The organism is Nocardia yamanashiensis NBRC 100130, assembly GCF_001613325.1.
GTDB classification, from domain to species: Bacteria; Actinomycetota; Actinomycetes; order Mycobacteriales; family Mycobacteriaceae; genus Nocardia; species Nocardia yamanashiensis.
The window spans coordinates 170,763-193,076 of sequence record NZ_BDCD01000007.1 but is presented as its reverse complement, the minus strand read 5'-3'; the positions used below and the strand labels follow the sequence as shown (position 1 = coordinate 193,076).

Genomic DNA, 22,314 nt, shown 5'->3' with positions numbered 1-22,314 from the left:
AGTGGGGATCGGAACCGAGTTCTCCCGTGGGGGAGGTGCGTTCGTTTCATGAGTTACGAGGTTTCAGCCGGTCGCGCCGTGCGCGTGAATCGGCTGCCACGACCGGAACCACGGTCGGATCGGGAGCGCTGGCAAGCGGATTACGCGCGCAAGCTATTTTTCAGCGACCTATTCGTGGTGGTGCTCGTGGTCGGCTCGGCGCAATGGATCCGCTTCGGCGGACCCGCCGACCCGCCATTGGCCTCCACCCTGCCGCTGGAAGTGCGCTACACCGTCGTGTCGGCCGTGCTGGCGGTGGCCTGGGCGCTCGCCCTGGCGCTCGCCGGCACCCGATCCGTTCGTGTAATCGGCAGTGGCACAGAGGAATACCGGCGGATCGTGGCGGCGTCGCTGAAGCTGTTCGGCGGCATCGCCATCGTCTCGCTGCTGCTGCGGGTGGACATCGCCCGCGGCTATCTGGCCTTCGCGCTGCCGCTGGGCATGCTGGGGCTGATGCTGGAACGGCGCGTGTGGCGGGGCTGGGTGGCGCAGCGTCGCGCCCGCGGCGAATACCGCACGGCCGTCTTGGTGGTCGGCAGTCCGGACGCGGCGCGCGCCATGGTCGGCGCGTTCTCCCGCGATCCCGAAGGCGGGTACCAGGTCATCGGGGTGTGCACCCGCGAGGAGGGCGAGCTGGCCGAGCGCGGTCTCGCGGTGGGGGAGAAGGTGATTCCCATCGTGGGCAGCGACCGCGGCGTCATCGAGGCCGTGCAGCGCAGCGGGGCCGATACGGTGGCGGTCACCGCCACCGACAATCTCGGGCCGGCCGACTTCCGGCGCATGGCATGGGAATTGGATCCGCTGGGGGTGGAGCTCATCGTCGCCCCCGGGCTGGTGGACATCGCCGGCACCCGGCTGACCCACCGGCTGCTGGCCGATATGCCCATGCTGCACGTGGAAAAGCCGCAATACGACCGCGCCAAGTCGATTCGGAAGGCGCTCTTCGACTTCTGCTTCGCATTCTTCGCAGTGGCGGCCATCGCGCCCATGCTGTGCGCCATCGCCCTCGCGGTGAAGGTGAGCAGCCGGGGGCCGGTGTTCTATCGATCGGAACGAATCGGACGGGACGGGCAGCCGTTCCGGATGATCAAGTTCCGCAGCATGTTCGCCGACGCCGACGCGCACATCAACGCGCTCATCGACAGCAACGGCGGGAATCCGCTGTTCTTCAAGATGCGCGACGATCCGCGGGTGACGCCGGTGGGGCGGGTGATCCGCAAGTACTCGCTCGACGAACTGCCGCAGTTCTTCAATGTGCTGCGCGGGGAGATGAGCATCGTCGGGCCGCGGCCGCAGGTGCAGCGCGAGGTCGATTCCTACGACGGCGTGATGCGGCGGCGGCTGCTGGTGAAGCCGGGCGTGACGGGGCTGTGGCAGGTGAGTGGCCGTTCGGATCTGACGCCGGAGGATGCGATGCGGCTGGACCTGTCCTATGTCGAGAACTGGTCCATGGTGCTCGATCTGCTCTTGATCGCCAAGACGATCGGGGCCGTGACCAGGGGTGAAGGGGCTTACTGAGACTGCTTTGCGCCTCGGAGACAGGGCCCGCCGCAGTGTCGCGGCGGGCCCTGCCGCTGTGCTGACGCATCAAGTGAACAGGATTTACTAATAGGTGTTCACAAAGTGGGGTGTGGTGTGGTTCACTCGTCGGCGAACGTGTTCCAAAGGAGGTACCCGTGTCCGCGCCGTCCATTCCCACCCCGTTCGATTTCACCGATCCGGACCTGCTCGCCCAGCGTCTTCCCGTCGAGGAATTCGCCGCGCTCCGCCGCACCACCCCCGTCGCCTGGGTTCCCCAGGCAGGCAGCGGGTTCAAGGACGACGGCTACTGGGCCGTCACCAAGATGGATGACATCAAGGAGATCTCGAAGACTCCGGAGGTGTACTCCTCCGAGGAGAACACCGCGGTCATCCGCTTCTACGACGACATCATGCGCGAGGAGATCGAGGTCCAGCGCTTCCTGCTGCTGAACCAGGATCCGCCGCGCCACACCAAGCTGCGCCGCATCGTGTCCAAGGGGTTCACCCCGCGCGCGGTGGAGTCGCTGCGCAACGCGCTGCGCGACCGCGCCGAGCGAATCGTGCACGAGGCCAAGAAGAACGGCTCCGGCGACTTCGTCAAGGACGTCGCGTGCGAGCTGCCGTTGCAGGCCATCGCCGAGCTGATCGGCGTCCCGCAGGAAGATCGCGGCAAGATCTTCGACTGGACCAATCAGATGATCTCCTACGACGATCCCGACTTCGAGGGTGACCACAAGGTCGCCACCGCCGAGGTCATGGGCTACTCGTGGAATCTGGCCGAGCAGAAGCGCGGCTGCCCCGTCGATCACGGCCAGGCCGAGGACATCATGTCCACGCTGCTGAACGCCGACGTCGACGGCGAAGCGCTGAACTCCGAGGAATTCGCCTGGTTCGTCATCCTGCTGGCGGTCGCCGGCAACGAGACCACCCGTAATGCCATCACCCACGGCATGAAGGCGTTCGTCGACAATCCGGAGCAGTGGGAGATCTACCGCGAGCAGCGTCCGCGCACCGCTCCGGACGAGATCGTCCGCTGGGCCACCCCGGTCATCGCCTTCCAGCGCACCGTGCTGCAGGACACCGTCCTCGGCGGCCAGGAGCTCAAGACGGGCCAGCGGGTCGGAATGTTCTACTCCGCCGCCAACTTCGACGAGGAAGTCTTCGACAAGCCTTTCGAGTTCAACGTCCTCCGGAACCCGAATCCCCATGTAGGCTTCGGCGGCACGGGCACCCACTTCTGCGTGGGCGCCAACCTCGCTCGCCTGGAGATCGACCTCATGTTCAACGCCATCGCCGATGTGATGCCGAACCTGAGCCAGGTTTCCGACCCGGTCCGGCTGCGCTCGGGCTGGCTGAACGGCATCAAGAGCTGGCAGGTCAAGTACGAATGACAGAGACGACCAAGCGACGCGGGCGGATGCCTGCGGTAAGCGATGCCGACATTCGTCGCGTCGCTAGGTCGCTCCTGGTGGCGCAGGGCCCCGAAGCGGTCACCCTGCGCGCCATCGCCCGCGAACTCGGCATCACCGCTCCCGCGCTCTACCGCTATTACGAATCCCGCGACGATCTGGTCACCGCCGTCCGCATGGACGTCTGCGCCGACCTGGCCATCGATCTCGCCGCGGCCCTCGCCGACCTCCCCGACGACGCGGCCGTGCACTTCTTCGCCGTCTGCCGTGGCTTCCGCCAGTGGGCCCTCACCCACTCCCGCGAATTCACCCTGGTCTTCGCCTCCCCGACGACCTCCGGAATCAACAGCGCCATGCAGCAATTCGGCGAACCGGTCGGCCGCCTCTTCCTCGGCGCCGCCGGCCGCCTCCTCACCGACTACGACGTGGTAACTCCCCCAACCGAACTCATCCCCCCCGAACTCCGCGACGACCTGATCCGCTTCCAATCGGACCTGCTGCGCGTCTTAGCCGAATCCGGCCAGAAGTTCCCCGCCGAAAAACTGGACCTCGGCGTCAGCTACGTCATGATCCAATTCTGGGCCCGCCTCTACGGCCACGTAACCCTCGAAGTCTTCGGCAACTACCCCATCCCCATCACCAACCCCGACGCCCTCTTCGACTCCACCCTCGCCGACATCGGCCGCAGCATCGGCCTCGGCCCGGTCGGCTGACACCGCCTCAGCACCCTTTCGACGCTCAACCGAAGGGTGGGCGAAGCCTGCGGATGGCGCCGGAGCGGTGCAGGATGGGCGGAGCCGGAAGCGAATTGTGTTGGAGGGTGGGGCATTGGCCGGACAGGAGTGGGAGCGCGGTTCCGTGGCCGGGTCGGTACTGCGGTGGCGGCGGATCGGGTGGGTGGCCGGGGTGCTTGGGCTGTATGGGGCGGGGCTCGGGGTGATGTATGCGGAGAGGTTGTCGGAGCCGTATTACCGGTTCGATGTGGTTTCGATTTGGCTGTGGCCGGTGTGTTGGGCTGCGGGGCTGGTGGTTTATGGGGCGTTCGCGGGGAAGGTCGTGCGGCGGACGTGGGTGTGGGTGGTGGGGGCGGTTCCGCTGGCGGTGGTGACCGTTTCGCTGTGGGCGTTGATGCTGATCGCGTCGGCGCTGATATCGGATGACAGCAAGGTCAGAGCTGTGCAGGTCAGCGGGGATGGCCGGCATGAGCTGGTGACCGAGTACTTCACCAATATGATCGATCCGTCGTGCCGGGTCTGGCTGCGGGAGCGCGATGGGCTGTTCGCCAGGCGGGCCCTGGTGTGGGAGCGGATCGAGGCGAATTGTCCTGCGCGCGTGGCATTCGCCGACGGCAACACGATCGCCATCACCGAGCGGGAAGGGCGCGCTCCGCTGTCCACGACGTTCGATCCGGAGCGGATGGTGGTGGCCGAGAGGCTGCCGGTCAGCGGGCGGTGAAGCGGGGGCGGCGGAGGGTGCCGAAGCGTTGGAGGATGCGGGGGCGGCGGAGGTCTCGGGCTATCCACTCGCCGAGGGTGACGCCGGCGGCGAGGGCCAGGCCAACGGCGAAGGCGCTCAGGAGTTGGTTGAGGCCGATGAGTTGTTCGTCGTTGAGGAGGGCGTAGAGGCCACGGTAGACGCGGAGGCCGGGGAGCAGGGGGGTGATGCCTGCGATGGCTACGACCAGCGGGGGTGTGAGGGCTCGGCGGGCCAGGAGGCCGCCGGATAGGCCGACGACTACGGCGGCTACACCGGAGGAGACGACGGGACCGAAGCCCAGTTGTTCGGCCAGCAGGTAGACGATGATGGCGGCCGCGCCGCTGAAAGCGGCGACGGCGAGGGCGCGGCGTTCGGCGTAGCAGGCCAGGGCGAAGGCCATGGAGGTCAGGGCGCCGGCGAGGAGTTTGAGGGGGAGGTTGGTGAGATCGCGGGCGGGGGCCATGTCGACCGACGGAACCGAGAGACTGAGGAGTTCGGCCACCCGGAGGGTGAGGACGATGCCGGCGATGATGCCGCCGGTCATCATGATCACCTCGAGCATGCGGGCGGCGGCGGTGATGGGGGCGCCGGTGATGGCGTCCTCGACCGCGCCGACCAATTGCAGACCGGCCAGCAGCACCGCGATACCGGCGGCGATGATCAAAGCCGGATCCAGGTGCAGGGTGCTGACATAGGAACTGACCAGCACCGCGGGAATGGCGGCGATGACGCCACCGGCCATGTGCTGGAAGAAGAACGGCAGGCCGCGCCGGTTCAAGCGGCGATTGGTGCGGTCGATGGCGGTGGTGGTCGCGAAACTGAGCAGAGCGATCAGCCAGCCGCCGTTCAGCAGCAGCGCCACCGCCGCGGCCATCAGCGCCCACCCGAAGGTCGCCACCCAGCGGTGATACGGGTGCGGCGCCGTGGTGATCTCGTCGAGCGCTTCGAGAGCCTCCTCCGGCGGCGGCAATTCCCGGCGGATGCGGCGGGTCAGCCGATCCACGGCGGCCAGCCGGGTGAAGTCGAGGGAACGGTAGTGCACCACCCGCATGGTCGAGGCGGGCGGTAGTCGCGGACCGCGATCGGCCGAGATACGGATCGAGTTGTAGGTGACGTCGATATCGACCTGCGCCAAGCCGTAGGTGGCGGCGATGAATTCGATCTGCGTGGTGGTGTCGGTGACCGCGGTGCCCGAGGCCAGCACCACCTCCCCGACCCGTTCGGCCAGATCCAGCACGCGGGTCACTTCGGCATCGTCGGTCAGATCGATCGGCTGCAGCGGCGCGGGCGCCTCGACCACGGCGTCCGCGGTGGCGCGCCGCTCGCCCAGCACCCGGTCGACGGCCCGGCTCAGCCAGCGCTGCCACCGGCCCGGAGCGCTCGCCGCACCGATCGACTGCTCGGTCGCCAGCTCATTGCTCACAAGAGAAACGTACACGGGTGCCATAGATCACCGGGGTGAGCGTGCCGAGGGCAGTAGTGTTTTGGAGTATGGCGAGCGGTGGCGAATCGATAGCGGAAACCCTACGCGCGGCACTCGACGGATCCTGGCGTGACGTGCGCGAACAAGCCCGGCAACACCTCGACGACGATCGTCTTTTCGGCGATCCTTACCTCGACTACAAGGCGGCGCGCACCCGCGTGCTGGAACAAATGCGACTGGTGTCCTCATTCGGCTGGGTCGAAAAAGGTTTCCGGTTCGAGGACGGGGGTACCGGGGACCCCGGCGGCGCGGTCACGGCCCTCGAGATGCTGGCCTACACCGACCTGTCGCTGTGGGTGAAATGCGGTGTGCAGTGGGGACTTTTCGGCGGCGCGGTGGAGAACCTCGGCACCGAACGGCATCGCGAATACGTCACCCGGCTCATCTCCCTGGACCTGCTGGGCTGTTTCGCCATGACCGAAACCGGTCACGGCAGTGATGTGGCGAACCTCGAGACCACCGCGACCTACGACCCGGGCACCCGGGAGTTCGTGGTGCACAGCCCGACTCCGTCCGCGCGCAAGGACTACATCGGCGGCGCGGCCGAACACGCCCGCATGGCAGCGGTTTTCGCGCAGTTGATCACCGGCGGGCAATCGCAGGGCGTGCACTGCTTCCTGGTGCCGATCCGCGACGAGAAAGGCAACGATCTGCCCGGCGTCACCACCTCCGACTGCGGTCTCAAGGGCGGCCTGCCCGGCGTCGACAACGGCCGAATCATGTTCGACCAGGTGCGAATTCCGCGCGAGAACCTGCTCAACCGGTATGCCGACGTGGCCGAGGACGGCACCTACAGCTCCGAGATCGAGAACCCGAGCCGGCGCTTCTTCACCACCCTCGGCACCCTGGTGCGCGGGCGGGTCAGCGTCGGCGGGGCGGCGGCCGCGGCGGCCCGGGTGGCGTTGAGCATCGCCGTCCGATACGCCGAACAGCGCCGCCAGTTCGCCGATCCCGACACCGGCGAGGAAACCGTCCTCATGGACTACCGCAGCCATCAACGCCGGCTGCTGCCCTTGATCGCCCGCTCCTACGCGCTGGCCTTCGCCCAGAACGACCTGGTGCGCCGCATGCACCTGGTGCAGACCGGCCAGGACCTGGACCCGAATGCGCAACGCGCCCTGGAGAAGCGGGCCGCCGGCCTCAAGGTCGCCCAGTCCCGGCACGCCACCCGCGCCATCCAGGAATGCCGGGAAGCGTGCGGCGGCGCGGGCTACCTCACCGAGAACCGCCTGGTCACCCTGAAAGCCGACACCGACGTCTTCACCACCTTCGAAGGCGACAATGTGGTGCTCACCCAGCTGGTCGCCAAGGAACTCCTGACCGCCTACTCCGACGAGGTCCGCGATCTCGACGCCCTGGGCTGGGTCCGCTTCGCCTCCACCATGGCCCGCGATGTGGTCCGCGAACGCTCCGGCGTGCGCCAGATGATCCAGCGCCTGCGCGACCGCTCCGACGAAACCGTCGACGAAGGCGACCTGTCCCGCCGCTCGGTGCAACTGCAGCTCTTCGCCGACCGCGAGGACTACCTCACCCGCACCGCCGCGCACCGATTGCGCGCTCGCGCAAAGGAAACCGGCCCCTTCGAAGCGTTCAACAACGCCCAGGACCACATTCTCGCCGCCGGCACCGCGCATATCGAACGCCTCACCCTGGAGGCCTTCATCGACGCCATCGCCGATATCGAGGATCCGGAGACGCGCGCCCTCGCCGACACCGTGTGCGACCTGTTCGTGTACACGATCATCGAGGAGAACCAGGCCTGGTTCATCATGCACCGATTCATGTCGGTGGAACGCGCCAAGGCCGTCCGGCGCGGAGTCAACGAACTGGTGGACCGGCTACGTCCGCAAGCCCTTACGCTGATAGCGGGCCTCGGCGTACCCGAGAAATCGCTGCACGCCGCGATGCTGGCGCAGGAGCCCGAAGGGACGCGTTCGTGAGAGGTTGACCACACACCGGACCACCGGGGCGGGCGGAAGTTCAGGATGACTTCCGACCGCCCCGGAGGGCGGGGGAGAACAGATCGGTAAGGGGGAGGCCGTGATCGCACGACTGGCCGGAATCGCCGTGCGCGCACCGAAATTGGTGCTCGTGGTGGTGGGCATCGCGTTCCTGCTGTGCGGGGCGATGGGGTCGCAGGTCGCGAGCAAGCTGTCCAATGGCGGATTCGTGTCCACCAGTTCGGAATCCGCGCGGGTCGGGGAGATCCTGGAGCGGGACTACGGGATGTCGGGCATGCAGCTCGTGCTGACCGTGGAATCGCGGGGCGGGGAGATCAAGGCGCGCGGGCAGGAGATCGCGCAGGCGCTGAAATCGGATTCGCGAGTCTCGCGGGCGGTTTCGCCGTGGACCGATCCGCAATTGAGCTCGGTGCTCACCAGCCGGGATCGGGGGATCGGGCTGGTGGTCGCGACCGTGCGCGGCGACGAGGACAGCGCGCCCGGGGTGGCGCGCAAGCTCGCTGACGAATACGCCGGGGAACGCGACGGGGTGCGGGTGCTGGCGGGCGGGCAGGCCATCATCTGGAACGAGACGGCGCAGCAAACGCAGAAGGATCTCGGGCTGGCCGAGGCGGTGGCGCTGCCGTTGACCTTCATTCTGCTGGTGTGGTTCCTGAGAAGCCTCGTGGCGGCGGCGATTCCGTTCGTGACCGGGGTGGTCGCCATTGTCGGGACGACGGCGGTGCTGTATCTGCTCACCTTCGTGGTGGAGCTGTCGATCTTCGCGCTCAACATCACCACCGCGATCGGGCTGGCGCTGGCGGTGGATTACTCGCTGCTCATCATCGGGCGGTACCGGGAGGAGATCGCGGCCGGACGCGACCGCACCGACGCACTCACCCTGGCCATGAAGCGCGGCGGGCGGGCGGTGGCGTTCTCCGGCATCACCGTCGGCATCGCGCTCATCGGAATGTCGTTCTTCCCGATGGCCTTCCTGCGATCGCTGGCCTTCGCCGGGCTCGCGGTGGTGGCATTGTCGGTGGTGCTGGCGCTGACGCTGGTGCCCGCGCTGCTGGCGCTGCTCGGGGAGCGGATCAACCGGAAACCGTTGCGGGAAGCCAAACCGGTGCAGCAGAGCCTGCTGTACCGGGTGGCGCGGACCGTGCAGCGGCGGCCGGCCTTGTGCGCGCTGCCGGTGGTGGCGTTGCTGCTGGTGCTGGGCGCGCCGGTGTTCGGGTTGAAGATGGGGCTGCCCGATGACCGGGTGCTGCCGACGAGTCTGGATTCGCGGCAGGTGGGGGATCTGCTGCGGGATCGCTTCGACAACAACGCCACCGGGCAGGTGCACGTGATCGTGCTGCCGGGCGCGGGGAGCGATACGGTCGGCGATCTGAGCGGTTATGAGCAGGCGCTGTCGAATGTGGCCGAGGTGCAGGCGGTCACCGGACCGGCGGGGACCTGGTCGAAGGGACAGCCGCTGGGCGTGGCGGACCCGGACGGGCAGCGCGCCGGGAGTGCGCACCTGACCATCGTGAGTCATCTGGATCCGTACTCGCAGGACGGTCAGCGTCAGCTGGAAGCCCTGCGCGCGGTGGAAGGCCCCGGTTCGCCGGTGCTGTTCGGCGGGCTCGCCCAGCAGACCGCGGACTCGGCTTCCGGTATCGCCCAGGGCTTCCCGTACGCCGCCGCCTGGATCGCGATCATCACCTTCGTGCTGCTACTGCTGCTCACCGGCAGTGCGGTGCTGCCGTTGAAAGCCCTGGTGCTCAACGTTCTATCCCTGTCGGCCACCTTCGGCGCGATGGTGTGGATCTTCCAGGACGGTCACCTGTCCGGTCTCGGCACCTTCGCCACCGGCTACACCATCGCCACCCTGCCGGTGCTGCTGTTCTGCGTATCCTTCGGCCTCTCCATGGACTACGAGGTGTTCCTGCTCGCCCGCTTCACCGAGGAATGGGAGAGCTCCGGCAAGACCCGCGCCGACAACGACAACGCGGTGGCCCTGGGCATCGCCCGTTCCGGCCCCATCGTCACCGCCGCCGCCCTGCTCATGGCGGTGGTCTTCGCCGGCATCTGCGTCAGCGCCGTCACCATGAACCGCATGCTCGGCCTGGGTTGCGCCGTAGCCGTCCTGGTCGACGCCACCCTGGTCCGCATGATCCTGGTGCCCGCCTTCATGCGCGCCATGGGCACCGCCAACTGGTGGGTCCCGGCCCGCACCCGACCCCTGCTCGAAAAGGTCTCCGTACGTGAATGAGAGGAGCTGAGGCGGGACCAGGTCGGCCGAATTGCGGTGCACATGGCGCGGCTATGTTGTGGACGTGAGTTCAACCAGTACGCCGGTGCGGACGCCGGACGAGACCTGGGCGCGGCGGGCCGCACTGCCCGCCGTCGTGGTGGCGGCGCTGCTGGTGACCGTCGTTGTGCCGCTGACCTTTCCGGCCGACGGCGGCCCCACCGGCTTCGACCGCAATCTGGGCGAGCACATCCATTCCTCGCTGGGCGGCCATCCCGGGCTCTACTCGGCGCTGGTCTTCCCGAGCAACGCCTACGTGGTGATCCCGCTGCTGCTGGCCGCCGCCGGCTGGTTCGCGTATCAGCGGCTGTGGTGGCAGGCCGGGTTCGTGCTACTGGCCCCCGAATTCACCATCGTCCTGAATTCACTGGTGCTCAAACCACTTTGGGACCGCCCCCTGCACCACTACCTGGCCTACCCGAGCGGCCACACCGTGCACCTGGTCGCCGTCGTCACCGCGGTCGCACTCGTCAGCGAATCGGCCCGCGCCCGCGTCACCATCGTGGTGATCATGGCCGTCGTCCTGCCCGCCGTACTGGTCGGCATGGTCGGCGAGGGCTATCACCATCCCACCGACGTGATCGGCGGCGCGGCCGCCGCCATCGCCGTGGTGACCGCGCTCTACCTCCCGATCCGCCCTCGGATCACCCGTACGCGACCACTCCCGCGATGACGATCCACACCACCCACAGCAGCGCCACCACCATGCCGATGGTCAGCAGCACCCGCATGACCCCGCGCCCGAGATCGATATCGTTGGATTCGCGCGGATACAAACGGCTCGGCGCGAACCACGGCGCGTGCACCGCGAACCGCCCGCCCGCCCGCGCCGCATCGGCCTCGAGCTGCGCCTGTTCCTCGGCATAGGCCTCGGCCTGCGCCTGTTGCGGGCCGCCGTGCCAGAGCGTGATGTCCACCGGCCCCAGGAATCCCTCGTTGATCAGATCCTGCGGCCCGGGCAGATACGGCAGGATGCCCAGCCCGCGGAAGGCCCACGCCACATCATTGGCCGACCACTGCGGCCGCCCGCGCGCCGACAGTTGCGCGAAGTACTCGCGCAGCCGGTTCGGGTCCTCGCCCAGCAGCACCTGGAAACTCGGATCGCTCCACAACTGCTGCACCTGCAGTTGCGAACCCGGGGGCGGCACCACCAGCACCACCCCGTGCACCACGCGCTGCCCGAGCCCGCGCTCGGCCAGCCAGGTCTGCAGCGCGAAGGTGTGATCGCGGGATTTGTCCAGCGGCGTGCGCTTGTCCCCGCCGTCGAAGTTGATGATGCGGTCCGCCACCCGCCACGGCCCGTTGATCGGCACTTCCAGTTCGCCGTCCATCCGCTCGGACAGCGCTTCGGCCTCGATCACCACGCAGCTGGTCGGCGTCCACACCACCGCGTCGAAGGGATACAGCCGATCACCGTGGAACAGACTGCAATTGACGGTGGCGACGCCGTGCGGGTCTCCGCTGCCCTTCCAGGTGCGCAGCCAGTCGATGAGGACCCTCTCGGCATGCGTGCCCGCGGGGTTCTGTACTCGAACGAGCATCGGCGCTCACACCTTTCTCGTCGATAGATAGGTGAAATGGTACGGACGGGTGGTCGTCACGGCACAGATTTACGACTCGGTCGTGTGTCGGTGCCGATCAGTCGGTTTCCGCTGCCAGCCGCCCGTCCTTGACGGCGGCGACCAGCTCGGCGTGATCGCCTTCGGTGCGGTCGGCGTAGCGGACGGCGAAGGCGGCCACGGCATCGTCGAAGGCCTCGCCGTCCTCGAGATATCCGGCGACCAGCCGCGGATCCACCGACCGGGTGTGCGCCCGGCCCAGCAGCGCGCCCGCCAGCCGCCCGTAGTCGTCGAGATGCGCGGAATCCAGTTCCGCCACTTCGATGCCGCCCTTGAGATTGCGGAACTGGCGCACGATGAACGGCAGTTCGGCGCCGTCCAGGCGCAGCGTGGTCCAGCCCAGCAGGATGTCGGTCTCGGACTGAACCGCCCGCGCCCCCTGCACGATTCGCTCGCCCTCGTGCCGGGACGGCTGCGCGGTCACGTAGGGGGTGAGCGCGGACGGCGCGGCCTGCTTGATCTGCAGCACCAGCGGCTCGTCGCCATTGCCGTGCAGCAGCGCGATGTACGAGTGCAGTCCCACGCTGCCGGTGCCGACGATCCGGAATGCCACATCGGACACCGTGAATCGGGTGATCAGCCGCCGGCGTGACTCGCGCAGCGTCCCCACGTATTCGGTGAGCCCGTCGATGACGGCCTCGGCGACGCCGCCGTCCACCGGTGTCAAGATCGGCGGATCGGCGACGAATTTCCGCTTGGCGACACCGGTCTGGTGATCTTCGAGATGCTCGGTCCACTTGCGGGCGACCTTGGCGCTGGTGTTCTTGCGCGCCTTCTTCGCGGCCTTCTTGAAGGCGTCCAGCAAAGGTTCGGCACTCACCTTGTCGATCATCGATTCGGCCGACAGCGCGGTCCACGACGACAGGAACGGTTCCTCGGCCAGACCGGCCACGGTGAGCCGGTAGGAGCGCGCCGCATCGCGCGCCGCGGCCCGGCACTCGTCCTCCGAGGCCCCGCCTTCGCGGCCGGCCAGCACCAGGCTGGCCGCCAGCCGCTCCACATCCCATTCCCACGGCCCGCGCACGGTCTCGTCGAAATCGTTGATGTCCATGACGATTTCGCCGCGCGGCGAACCGTAGAGACCGAAATTGGCGGCGTGCGCGTCACCGCACAGCTGGGCGTGCAGCCCGCTCACCGGGCCGTGGGCCAGATCGGCCGCCATCAAACCGGCCGCGCCCCGGAAGAACGAGTACGGCGAGGCCGCCATCCGCCCGATCCGCAGCGGGATCAGCCGCTCCAAACGCCCGCGATTGCTGGCCTCGATGAATTCCAGCACCTCGGGCCGGGATGCTCCCAGCGCCGCCCGATCCCGGGATTGCACGGGGGTCTTCTCCCGCAGCGCCCGTCCCCGGGCCCGTACCTCCTCGGCCGAGACGGGGGTACGGAAGTCGATCACATTGGAGCACACAACATTCCAACTTACCGGCGCGCTCACCGGTCCGCTCAGCGAGCCCGCGGGCCCACCGGACGGACCGGGAAGCCGCTGGTCAGTGCGCCGGGAACAGCGGCAGTCGCAGTGCGCCGGGCGCGAAGTCGGGCACCGTCGGCTGCTTGGGCGCGACCGGCTGAATGCGCCGGTAGGCCGCGCCCAGCTCGGGCCGCGGATCGGCCTCGTGCCGGTTGGGCCAGAACGCCATCGCCCGCTCGGCCTGCGCGGTGATGGTCAGCGACGGGTTCACGCCCAGGTTCGCGGTCACCGCCGAGCCGTCCGCCACGTGCAGTCCCGGGTATCCGTAGACGCGCTGATACGGGTCCACCACACCGGATTCCGGCCCCTCGCCGATCACGCAGCCGCCGATGTAGTGCGCGGTCGCCGGGATATTGAACACATCCATGGCCAGCATCTGCACATCGCCGTCCACATGTCCCGCGAACTTGCGCCCGACCTCGTGCGCGAGCGGAATCCAGGTCGGATTCGGCTTGCCCGTGCCCTGTCTCGTCTTGAGCTGCCCCCAGCGCCGGAACGAGGTCAGCGAATTGTCCAAGGACTGCATGACCAGCAGGATCACCGATTTCTCGGAGGCGTGCCGGGCATTGAGGCTGCGCGCGAACACCACCGGATGCAGCAGGATCGCCAGCAGGAAGCGCAGGAACCGGAACGCGCCGCCGTCCACCAGCGGCACCGAGAGCGGGAACAGGCCGTTCTGTCCCTTGCCGTAGTGGCAGACCTCGACGTGCGTATCGGGTTCGGGATGGATCGAGGAGGTGATGGCGATGCCCTCGGCGAAATCGTCGCGGGCCTTGCTCACCACGTTCAGGATGGCCTCGGAATTGGACCGGGTCAGCTCGCCGAGGCGCGGCGACAGCTCCGGCAGCACGCCCTCGTCGCGCATCTTGTGCAGCAGCTTCTGGGTGCCCAGCGCCGCTGCCGCGAACACCACCTGTTCGGCGGTGAACACCTTGCGCTGCTTGCGAACCCAGCGATCCGAGCGCACCGTCTCGATGGCGTACCCGCCGCCCAGGATCGGCCGCACCTCGGTCGCGGTGGTCAGCTCGAACACCTGCGCGCCGGCCTGTTCGGCCAGGTACAGGTAGTTCTTCGGGGTGGTGTTCTTGGCATTGTGCGGGCAGCCGGTGAAACAGCGCGCGCAGTGGATGCAGCCGCTGCGCCGCGGGCCCGCCCCGCCGAAGTACGGGTCGTCGACCTCGGTGCCCGGATCGGCCTCGTTGAAGAACACGCCCACATTGGTGGCGTGGAAGGTGTCGGCCACGCCCAGATCGTCGGCGACCGCGCGAATCACCTCGTCGGCGGGCGTCATTCGCGGATTCTGCGCCACCCCGAGCATGCGCTGGGCCTGGTCGTAGTAGGGCGCGAGCTCGCTGCGCCAGTCGGTGATGTGCGCCCACTGCTTATCGGTGTAGAAGGCCGGCAGCGGTTCGTACAGCGTGTTCCCGTAGATCAGCGAACCGCCGCCCACCCCGGAGGCGGAGAACACCGCGCACTTGCCCAGCACGCTGATGCGCTGGGTGCCGGTCAGGCCCAGGCGCGGAGCCCAGATCGCCTTGCGCACATTCCAGTTCGTCTTGGGGATGTCCTCGGCATTCCAGCGGCGGCCGGATTCCAGCACGGCCACCCGGTAGCCCTTCTCGGTCAGGCGCAGCGCGCTCACGCTCCCCCCGAACCCGGAGCCGATCACAACGACGTCGTAGTCGAAGTCGGGCATGGTGTTTCCTCTCGCCGTGCACCCGGACCACTTGCCTCAATGGATGAGAAAGATGTCATATCATTCTGTCACCCATCGGCTATGGCGGAGACCATATCGGTTAGTCGCGGCCGGGGCGAAGCGGCGTGGCCGGATGGTGACTCGGGAGCGATTGCGGTAAGACCGGTCTGTGACTACCGAGCGGAACGCCGAACCGGTGTACAGCGACCGCATCCTCACCGTGCCCAACGCGCTCAGCGTGATCCGGCTGATCGGCGTCCCGGTCTTCCTGTGGCTGCTGCTGGTGCGGGAGGCCGACGGCTGGGCCTTCGCCCTGCTGGTGGTCAGCGGTTTCACCGACTTCCTGGACGGCAAACTCGCACGCCTGCTTGATCAGTCGTCCAGGCTCGGCGCCATCCTGGACCCGCTGGTGGACCGCCTCTACCTGATCGCGACCCTGGGCGGCTTCCTGATTCGCGGCATCCTGCCCTGGTGGGTGGTGCTCATCCTGGTCGGCCGCGACGCGATCCTGACCCTCACCCTGGGCATCTACAAACGCCGCGAACTACCCCCGCCCGACGTGATCTACCTGGGCAAAGCCGCCACCTTCGCCCTCATGTCGGCACTGCCCTGGTGGCTCGCCGGGCAGATGGACTGGGCCGCTGCGGGTTTCAGCCGGGCCTTCGGTGGGGCATTCTTGGTCTGGGGCACGGCGGTCTACGTGTGGACCGGCATTCTCTACCTCGGTAAGGCCATCGCGGTGGCACGCGCCATACCGGCCGCGCCGCACCGTAATCCCTAACCGATAGGGTGTGCCCGACGCATCGAATGTCAGCCCCGGCTGCTTTGATGTGGTTTGCCGCGAGAGGACGCCCAGTGAAAGGACACCTGTGACCGCACTACCCGAGGACCTGCGCTACACCGAGGAACACGAATGGGTGCGCAAGCTGGGGCCGACCCGGGTACGGGTGGGCATCACCGACTACGCGCAGTCACAGCTCGGTGACGTCGTGTTCGTGCAGTTGCCGGGCGTCGATTCCGATGCTGCCGCGGGCGAGAGCATCGCCGAAGTCGAGTCCACCAAGAGCGTTTCCGACATCTACGCTCCGCTGGCCGCGAAAGTCGTTGCGGTGAACGAGCTTCTGGATTCGGAGCCGGAAACCCTCAACTCCGATCCCTACGGCGACGGCTGGTTGTTCGAGCTGGAGGTGGCCGATGCCGCCGCCCTCGACGCCGAGCTCGAAAAGCTGCTGGACGCCGCAGGTTATCAAGGAGTTATCGGAGGCTGAAGCAGCCTTCACAGTTCTACCTGCACGGGGAAGCCCCGGCAGGGTACGGTCAATGCCAACAGTTGTGCGGCAGCCGGTGCCCGGGTTCTCGGACCTACCCGACAGCGGGGAAGTGGCCGGCGGCCGCGACGCTGACTGAGGGCATCAACTGCTTGCATGGATTATTCGGTTCGAGGAGGAGAGCAAGGGTGAGCGAGAACAAGGACCCGGGTTACCAGGAGACGGCAGCAGAGACCACTTCGGTGTTCCGCGCTGATTTCCTGAACGAGGTCGACACGTCGCGCACCGAGCAGACCGGCGAGCAGCCGGTGCAGGGAGTGGAGGGCCTGCCCGCGGGTGCGGCCCTGCTGGTGGTCAAGCGTGGCCCGAATGCCGGGTCGCGATTCCTGCTCGACCAGCCCACCACCTCCGCGGGACGCCATCCCGACAGCGACATCTTCCTGGACGATGTCACCGTCAGCCGTCGTCACGCGGAATTCCGCCAGGACGACGACACCTTCCAGGTGGTCGATGTGGGCAGCCTGAACGGCACCTACGTCAACCGCGAGCCGGTGGATTCCTCCGAACTGCAGAACGGTGACGAGGTTCAGATCGGCAAGTTCCGCCTGGTATTCCTGACCGGTCCGCGCCCCGCGTCGAGTGAATCGGCGGCGGGCGCACTATAGGGCCGACCGGAATGACAGGCGCAGCGCAGTGGGCACGCGGAGGCATGTCGATCGGCTCCGTGCTGGATTTGCTGCGTCCGGATTTTCCGGACATCACCATCTCCAAGATCCGGTTCCTCGAATCCGAGGGGCTGATCATGCCGGAGCGCACCCCGTCGGGGTACCGCAGGTTCCACGTCGCCGATGTGGAGCGCCTGCGGTTCGTGCTCACGGCGCAGCGGGATCAGTACCTCCCCTTGAAGGTCATCAAGGAACAGCTCGAAGCGATCGACAGCGGGGCGGCGACGCTCGGTGTGCGCGAGGCTCGCGCGCGCCGGGCTTCGGCCGTGGGAGCCGTGGGAGCGGATGCCATGGAGACCAACGGGGGCGGCCGGCTGCGCCGGCTGGGCGTCGTGCCCGGTGAGGTGTCGCCCGAGGAGCTTCGGTTCGATCACGAAATCCGAATCACCCGGGCGGATCTGCTCGACAAGGCCGGCATCGACGAGAAGTTCCTGACCGAACTGATCCGGGCCAACCTGATCACCCCCGGCGCCGCCGGGTACTTCGACGCCGACGCCGTCACGCTGGCGCGCACCGCCCAGGCGTTGAGTGAATTCGGTTTGGAGGCAAGGCATTTGCGCGCCTTCAAACTGGCCGCGGACCGGGAGGCGGCGATGGTCGCACAGATCGCTGCACCCATCGCGAAAAGCCGTGACGCGGATGCCCGCGCGCGTGCCGAAGAGACCGTGCGCGAGTTGGCGGCGTTGTCGCTGACCCTGCACACATGCCTGGTGAAGACCTCTGTGCGCGCTTCCCTCGGGGGCTGAAATCTTCGCCTAGACTCGGTAATACGGTCGGCCCCGCTGTTCCCGCGCGGGGCGGCCGGCGAGTATTCGGGAGGCAGTGCGATGAGCGAAATGCGTGTGATCGGCATCCGTGTCGAACAGCCACAGAATCAGCCCGTGCTGTTGCTCCGCGAGGTGTCGGGCGACCGGTATCTACCCATTTGGATCGGGCAGGCCGAGGCCACCGCGATCGTGCTCGAGCAAGAGGGCGTCACGCCCATCCGGCCGCTGACCCACGATCTGATCAAGATCCTCATCAAGGACCTCGGTCACACCTTGAAAGAGGTGCGCATCGTGGACTTGCAGGAGGGCACCTTCTACGCCGATCTGGTCTTCGAGAACGATCTCCGCGTCTCGGCGCGCCCGTCGGATTCCGTCGCCATCGCCCTGCGGGTGGGCTGTCCGATCTATGCCGAGGAACCGGTGCTCGAGGAAGCCGGACTGGTCATGCCGGACGAGAAGGAAGACGAAGTCGAGAAGTTCAAGGAATTCCTGGAGTCGGTCTCACCCGACGACTTCAAGGCCACCGACAGCTGATCGCCGACGTCTATGCGGAATCGTGTCTCGACCTGAGGTTTAGGTCGAGAAACACGCGGTCCGTCAGGCTTGGAAGGTGCCCTTACTCCCGAGACAATCAGGGGAGTAGCCTCGATTGTTAGGCCACGCTCCAGGTCGATGACACGAGCCCCGCCCTTGATAGGCCAGCAGTAGGGAGTAGTCAGTGGGAGATCAACCGCAACCGCAGGATGTGGTGCAGCCAGGGCTGTTCCCCGATGACACGGTGCCGGACGAACTAGTCGGTTACCGGGTGCCCTCCGCCTGTCAGGTGGCCGGCATCACCTACCGTCAGCTGGACTACTGGGCACGCACCGGACTCGTCGTCCCGTCCATTCGCTCCGCGTCCGGATCGGGCAGCCAGCGTCTGTACTCCTTCAAGGACATCCTGGTTCTCAAGATCGTCAAGCGGCTGCTCGACGCCGGCATCTCGTTGCAGAACATCCGCATCGCCGTGGATCATCTGCGCAGCCGGGGCGTCGAGGATCTGGCCGGGATCACGCTCTTCTCCGACGGCACTTCGGTCTACGAATGCTCTTCGCCGGAAGAGGTGGTCGATTTACTGCAGGGCGGACAGGGCGTGTTCGGCATCGCGGTCAGCGGCGCCATGCGCGAGCTGACCGGGGCCATCGCCAACTTCCCGGCCGAGCGGGCCGAAGTCGCGACCGCCTCGGATCGCCCGGAGGACGAACTGGCCTTCCGTCGCAAGGCCCGGATGAGCAAGACCGGTTAGTCCGGTCCAGAGCTGAGCGAGAGCGCGCTGCCGAGGCAGCGCGCTCTCGGCTTTTCCGAGTGGGCGCGCCCGAAGCCGATCATGAATTTCCCGGCCTGCCGGTGTGAAACAGAACCCAGGCAACATTGCCGTAACTTGGGCCCCTTTAGACTTGGGGTTGCGTCGCAGCCGTGCGGGAGAGTTCCGGGAAATCCTCGGACGCCGAAGGAGCAGCACCTCCCCGTCAATCTCTCAGGCACAAGGGACCGTGCGGAGTTTCGACGCCTCTGGAAAGCGATGGCCCCCGAGCCATCCGCCCATGGTGAAAGGACCACGGCCACCGGCTGAGTCCGAATCTCTCAGGCGCAAAGGACAGAGGGGGAGGGCACGACCCGTCGATCGCCCGATCGACCCCCGCCCACCCTTTGGAGAGCTTCCGTGATTTGGACTCGATCCTTCGCCGATCGTCATATCGGACCCGACAGCGGCGAACTCGAACGCATCCTGGCCGTCGTGGGCGTCGAATCGCTGGACGAGCTGGCCGCGCGCGCGGTGCCCGCCAGCATTCTGGACACCCCCGACACCAATGGCCTGGGCGTGCTGCCCGCCGCGGTGAACGAGCACGAGGTGCTCACCGAGCTTGCGGCGCTGGCGAATTCGAACACCGTCGCCACCTCCATGATCGGGCTCGGCTACTACGACACCCTCACCCCGCCGGTGCTGGTGCGCAATCTGATCGAGAACCCGGCCTGGTACACCGCCTACACCCCGTACCAGCCGGAGATCTCCCAGGGCCGCCTCGAGGCGCTGCTCAACTTCCAGACCATGGTCAGCGATCTGACCGGCATGGACGTGGCGAACGCGTCCATGCTCGACGAGGCGACCGCCGCGGCCGAGGCGATGACCTTGCTGCAGCGGGCCAATCGCGGCTCCAAGTCCAACCGGCTGCTCATCGACTCCGATCTGTTCCCGCAGACCCGCACGGTGCTGTTCACTCGCGCCGAGCCGCTCGGGATCGAGATCGTCGAGGCGGATCTGTCCGGCGGCGAACTGCCCGAGGGCGACTTCTTCGGCGTGCTGGTGCAGCAGCCGGGCGCGTCCGGCAAGATCGTGGACTGGACGCCGGTCATCGCGGCCGCGCACGAGCGCAAGGCGCTGGTCGCCGTCGGCGCGGATCTGCTTGCCATGACGCTGATTACGCCGCCCGGGGAACAGGGCGCGGACTGCTGTTTCGGCACCACGCAGCGCTTCGGCGTACCGCTGGGCTTCGGCGGACCGCACGCCGGCTACCTGGCCGTGCGCACCCCGCACGCGCGGCAGCTGCCGGGCCGGCTGGTCGGCGTGTCCGTGGACGCGGACGGCAGTACCGCCTACCGGCTCGCGTTGCAGACCCGTGAGCAGCACATTCGCCGCGAGAAGGCGACCAGCAATATTTGCACCGCGCAGGTGCTGCTGGCCATCGTGGCCGCCATGTACGCCTCGTATCACGGTGCGGACGGCCTCAAGTCGATCGCGCGGCGGGTGCACGGGCACGCGCAGTGGCTGGCGGCGGGGCTCGGCGACGCGGTGGTGCACCAGAGCTTCTTCGACACCGTGCTGGTGAACGTGCCCGGCGGCGCGGAAGCCATTGTGGCCAAGGCGAAGGGGGCCGGGATCAACCTGCGCCTGGTTGACGCCGATCACGTGGGCATCGCCTGCGACGAGGCCACCACCGACGCGCACGTGGTGGCGGTCCTCGACTGCTTCGGCGCGGAGGTGCCGGTCGGGCCGGAAGGCGCGCTCTTCCACGGCAAGCCGCGCCCGCACATCGAGGTCCGCACCTCCGAGTTCCTGACCCATCCGGCGTTCACCCGCTACCGCACCGAGACCGCCATGCTGCGGTACCTGCGCGGGCTGTCGGACAAGGACATCGCCTTGGACCGCAGCATGATTCCGCTCGGTTCCTGCACCATGAAGCTCAATGCCGCGGCCGAGATGGAATCCATCACCTGGCCGGGCTTCAACCGGGTGCACCCGTACGCCCCCGAGGCCGACGCGCCGGGCCTGATCCAGCTGGTCCAGGACCTCGAGGGCTGGCTGTCCGCGGTGACCGGCTACGACCGGGTCTCCTTGCAGCCCAATGCCGGATCGCAGGGCGAGTACGCGGGCTTGCTGGCGATTCGCCGGTACCATCTGGATCGCGGTGACTCGCACCGCGACACCTGCCTGATCCCGTCCTCGGCGCACGGCACCAATGCCGCCTCGGCCGCCATGGTGGGCATGCGGGTGGAGGTCGTGAAGACCCGCCCCAACGGCGACATCGACCTGGACGACCTGCGCGCCAAGATCGCCGACCACGCCGAGCGGCTGGCCTGCATCATGATCACCTACCCGTCCACGCACGGCGTGTACGAGCACGAGGTGGCCGAGCTGTGCGGGCTGGTGCACGATGCCGGCGGTCAGGTGTACGTGGACGGCGCGAACCTGAACGCCCTTGTCGGACTGGCCCGTCCGGGCAAGTTCGGCGGCGACGTCAGCCACCTGAACCTGCACAAGACCTTCTGCATCCCGCACGGCGGCGGCGGTCCCGGCGTGGGTCCGGTCGCGGTGCGCGAGCACCTGGCGAAGTACCTGCCGGGCGATCCGCTGGAGTCCGGTTCGCATGCGGTGTCGGCGGCCAAGTACGGCTCGGCGTCGATCCTGCCGATCACCTGGTCCTACATTCGCATGATGGGCGCCGACGGCCTGCGCCGCGCCACCCTGACCGCCATCGCGTCCGCCAATTACATTGCGCGCAAGCTGGATCCGCACTTCCCGGTGCTCTACACCGGCGACAACGGCATGGTCGCCCACGAGTGCATCCTGGACCTGCGCGAGATCACCAAGCGCACCGGCGTCACCGTCGACGATGTGGCCAAGCGCCTGGCGGACTACGGTTTCCACGCCCCGACCATGAGCTTCCCGGTCGCCGGCACGCTCATGGTGGAGCCCACCGAGAGCGAGAACCTGGAAGAGCTGGACGCTTTCATCGACGCCATGATCGCCATCAAGGGTGAGATCGATCAGGTCGAGGCGGGCGTGTGGCCGGTGGAGGACAACCCGCTGCGCGGCGCCCCGCACACCGCCCAGTGCCTGGTCGGCGACTGGAACCACCCCTACAGCCGCGAAACCGCCGTCTACCCGCAGGGTCTGGCGAGCGGCCGCGCCAAGGTGTGGCCGTCCGTGCGCCGCATCGACGGCGCCTACGGCGACCGCAACCTGGTCTGCTCCTGCCCGCCGATGGACACCTACCAGGACTGATCCGATACCGCAAGCGCCCCACCGGTTCTCGCAACCACGGGTTCTAACGGTCGTCGCAACGCTC

At 67.6% G+C, this 22,314-nt stretch carries 18 protein-coding genes and 1 riboswitch; of the genes, 14 read left to right on the top strand and 4 right to left on the bottom strand.

Features of this window, described 5'->3' with window-relative positions; all coding sequences use genetic code 11:
• Positions 1-48: 48 nt before the first annotated feature.
• The 4 genes from NY1_RS07545 to NY1_RS07530 all read left to right on the top strand — a co-directional run bounded on the left by NY1_RS07545 (position 49) and on the right by NY1_RS07530 (position 4,424).
• Positions 49-1,557 (top strand): sugar transferase, encoded by a 1,509-nt coding sequence (locus NY1_RS07545; protein WP_067709795.1) that lies wholly within the window; start codon positions 49-51, stop codon positions 1,555-1,557.
• Between the two features lie 158 nt (positions 1,558-1,715).
• Entirely contained in the window at positions 1,716-2,951 is a 1,236-nt protein-coding gene (locus NY1_RS07540; protein WP_067709793.1) for a cytochrome P450, read from the top strand.
• Positions 2,948-3,682: a TetR/AcrR family transcriptional regulator gene (locus tag NY1_RS07535; protein WP_067709791.1), complete on the top strand. Its 735-nt coding sequence runs from the start codon at positions 2,948-2,950 to the stop codon at positions 3,680-3,682. Before NY1_RS07540 ends, NY1_RS07535 begins: the two co-directional genes overlap by 4 nt.
• A gap of 184 nt (positions 3,683-3,866) precedes the next feature.
• Entirely contained in the window at positions 3,867-4,424 is a 558-nt protein-coding gene (locus NY1_RS07530; protein WP_157762101.1) for a hypothetical protein, read from the top strand.
• Here the strand turns inward: NY1_RS07530 and NY1_RS07525 are convergent.
• Entirely contained in the window at positions 4,411-5,838 is a 1,428-nt protein-coding gene (locus NY1_RS07525; RefSeq protein ID WP_439956003.1) for a threonine/serine exporter family protein, read from the bottom strand. The two genes, NY1_RS07530 and NY1_RS07525, sit on opposite strands and share 14 nt — an antisense overlap.
• A 98-nt stretch (positions 5,839-5,936) precedes the next feature.
• Here NY1_RS07525 and NY1_RS07520 point away from each other — a divergent pair, with 98 nt between their 5' ends.
• The 3 genes from NY1_RS07520 to NY1_RS07510 all read left to right on the top strand — a co-directional run bounded on the left by NY1_RS07520 (position 5,937) and on the right by NY1_RS07510 (position 10,837).
• Positions 5,937-7,868, top strand: coding sequence for an acyl-CoA dehydrogenase family protein (locus tag NY1_RS07520; protein ID WP_067709788.1), 1,932 nt, complete (start codon positions 5,937-5,939; stop codon positions 7,866-7,868).
• A gap of 100 nt (positions 7,869-7,968) precedes the next feature.
• A complete protein-coding gene (locus tag NY1_RS07515; protein ID WP_067709786.1) occupies positions 7,969-10,125 on the top strand; it encodes an MMPL family transporter in 2,157 nt (718 codons plus the stop codon).
• Between the two features lie 64 nt (positions 10,126-10,189).
• Positions 10,190-10,837 carry a phosphatase PAP2 family protein gene (locus NY1_RS07510; protein WP_233434242.1) on the top strand — a complete coding sequence of 216 codons (648 nt, stop codon included), beginning with the start codon at positions 10,190-10,192 and terminating at the stop codon, positions 10,835-10,837.
• Here NY1_RS07510 and NY1_RS07505 read toward each other — a convergent pair.
• The 3 genes from NY1_RS07505 to NY1_RS07495 all read right to left on the bottom strand — a co-directional run bounded on the left by NY1_RS07505 (position 10,809) and on the right by NY1_RS07495 (position 14,947).
• Positions 10,809-11,705, bottom strand: a complete 897-nt coding sequence (locus NY1_RS07505; protein WP_067709784.1) for an NERD domain-containing protein — start codon at positions 11,703-11,705, stop codon at positions 10,809-10,811. The two genes, NY1_RS07510 and NY1_RS07505, sit on opposite strands and share 29 nt — an antisense overlap.
• 97 nt (positions 11,706-11,802) lie before the next feature.
• Complete coding sequence (locus NY1_RS07500) at positions 11,803-13,176, bottom strand: DUF2252 domain-containing protein (protein ID WP_084534770.1); 1,374 nt, start codon at positions 13,174-13,176, stop codon at positions 11,803-11,805.
• A 94-nt stretch (positions 13,177-13,270) separates the two neighbouring features.
• Positions 13,271-14,947: a GMC oxidoreductase gene (locus NY1_RS07495; RefSeq protein WP_067709781.1), complete on the bottom strand. Its 1,677-nt coding sequence runs from the start codon at positions 14,945-14,947 to the stop codon at positions 13,271-13,273.
• A 169-nt stretch (positions 14,948-15,116) separates the two neighbouring features.
• Here NY1_RS07495 and NY1_RS07490 point away from each other — a divergent pair, with 169 nt between their 5' ends.
• From NY1_RS07490 to gcvP, 7 genes are all read left to right on the top strand, one after another.
• Positions 15,117-15,728 (top strand): CDP-alcohol phosphatidyltransferase family protein, encoded by a 612-nt coding sequence (locus NY1_RS07490; protein ID WP_067709779.1) that lies wholly within the window; start codon positions 15,117-15,119, stop codon positions 15,726-15,728.
• 88 nt (positions 15,729-15,816) lie between these two features.
• The gene (gene gcvH / locus NY1_RS07485) at positions 15,817-16,215 is read left to right on the top strand and encodes a glycine cleavage system protein GcvH (protein WP_067709778.1); all 399 of its coding nucleotides are present in this window, start codon (positions 15,817-15,819) and stop codon (positions 16,213-16,215) included.
• 188 nt (positions 16,216-16,403) lie between these two features.
• Positions 16,404-16,880 (top strand): glycogen accumulation regulator GarA, encoded by a 477-nt coding sequence (gene garA, locus NY1_RS07480; RefSeq protein ID WP_067709776.1) that lies wholly within the window; start codon positions 16,404-16,406, stop codon positions 16,878-16,880.
• Between the two features lie 44 nt (positions 16,881-16,924).
• Positions 16,925-17,686, top strand: a complete 762-nt coding sequence (gene ftsR, locus NY1_RS07475; protein WP_157762100.1) for a transcriptional regulator FtsR — start codon at positions 16,925-16,927, stop codon at positions 17,684-17,686.
• 81 nt (positions 17,687-17,767) lie between these two features.
• Positions 17,768-18,241, top strand: a complete 474-nt coding sequence (locus tag NY1_RS07470; protein WP_067709773.1) for a bifunctional nuclease family protein — start codon at positions 17,768-17,770, stop codon at positions 18,239-18,241.
• A gap of 184 nt (positions 18,242-18,425) precedes the next feature.
• Positions 18,426-18,992, top strand: coding sequence for a MerR family transcriptional regulator (locus NY1_RS07465; RefSeq protein ID WP_067709772.1), 567 nt, complete (start codon positions 18,426-18,428; stop codon positions 18,990-18,992).
• Between the two features lie 163 nt (positions 18,993-19,155).
• Positions 19,156-19,250, top strand: a riboswitch (glycine riboswitch).
• Positions 19,251-19,409: 159 nt separating this feature from the next.
• Complete coding sequence (gcvP, locus tag NY1_RS07460; RefSeq protein ID WP_067709770.1) at positions 19,410-22,250, top strand: aminomethyl-transferring glycine dehydrogenase; 2,841 nt, start codon at positions 19,410-19,412, stop codon at positions 22,248-22,250.
• Positions 22,251-22,314: the final 64 nt, after the last annotated feature.

What these genes read in the sequence shown, in the direction of transcription:
- NY1_RS07545 (WP_067709795.1), top strand. Translation starts at nt 49, where the DNA reads ATGAGTTACGAGGTTTCAGCCGGTCGCGCCGTGCGCGTGAATCGGCTG.
- NY1_RS07535 (WP_067709791.1), top strand. Translation starts at nt 2,948, where the DNA reads ATGACAGAGACGACCAAGCGACGCGGGCGGATGCCTGCGGTAAGCGAT.
- NY1_RS07520 (WP_067709788.1), top strand. Translation starts at nt 5,937, where the DNA reads ATGGCGAGCGGTGGCGAATCGATAGCGGAAACCCTACGCGCGGCACTC.
- NY1_RS07505 (WP_067709784.1), bottom strand. Translation starts at nt 11,705, where the DNA reads ATGCTCGTTCGAGTACAGAACCCCGCGGGCACGCATGCCGAGAGGGTC.
- NY1_RS07495 (WP_067709781.1), bottom strand. Translation starts at nt 14,947, where the DNA reads ATGCCCGACTTCGACTACGACGTCGTTGTGATCGGCTCCGGGTTCGGG.
- ftsR (WP_157762100.1), top strand. Translation starts at nt 16,925, where the DNA reads ATGTCGATCGGCTCCGTGCTGGATTTGCTGCGTCCGGATTTTCCGGAC.
- NY1_RS07470 (WP_067709773.1), top strand. Translation starts at nt 17,768, where the DNA reads ATGAGCGAAATGCGTGTGATCGGCATCCGTGTCGAACAGCCACAGAAT.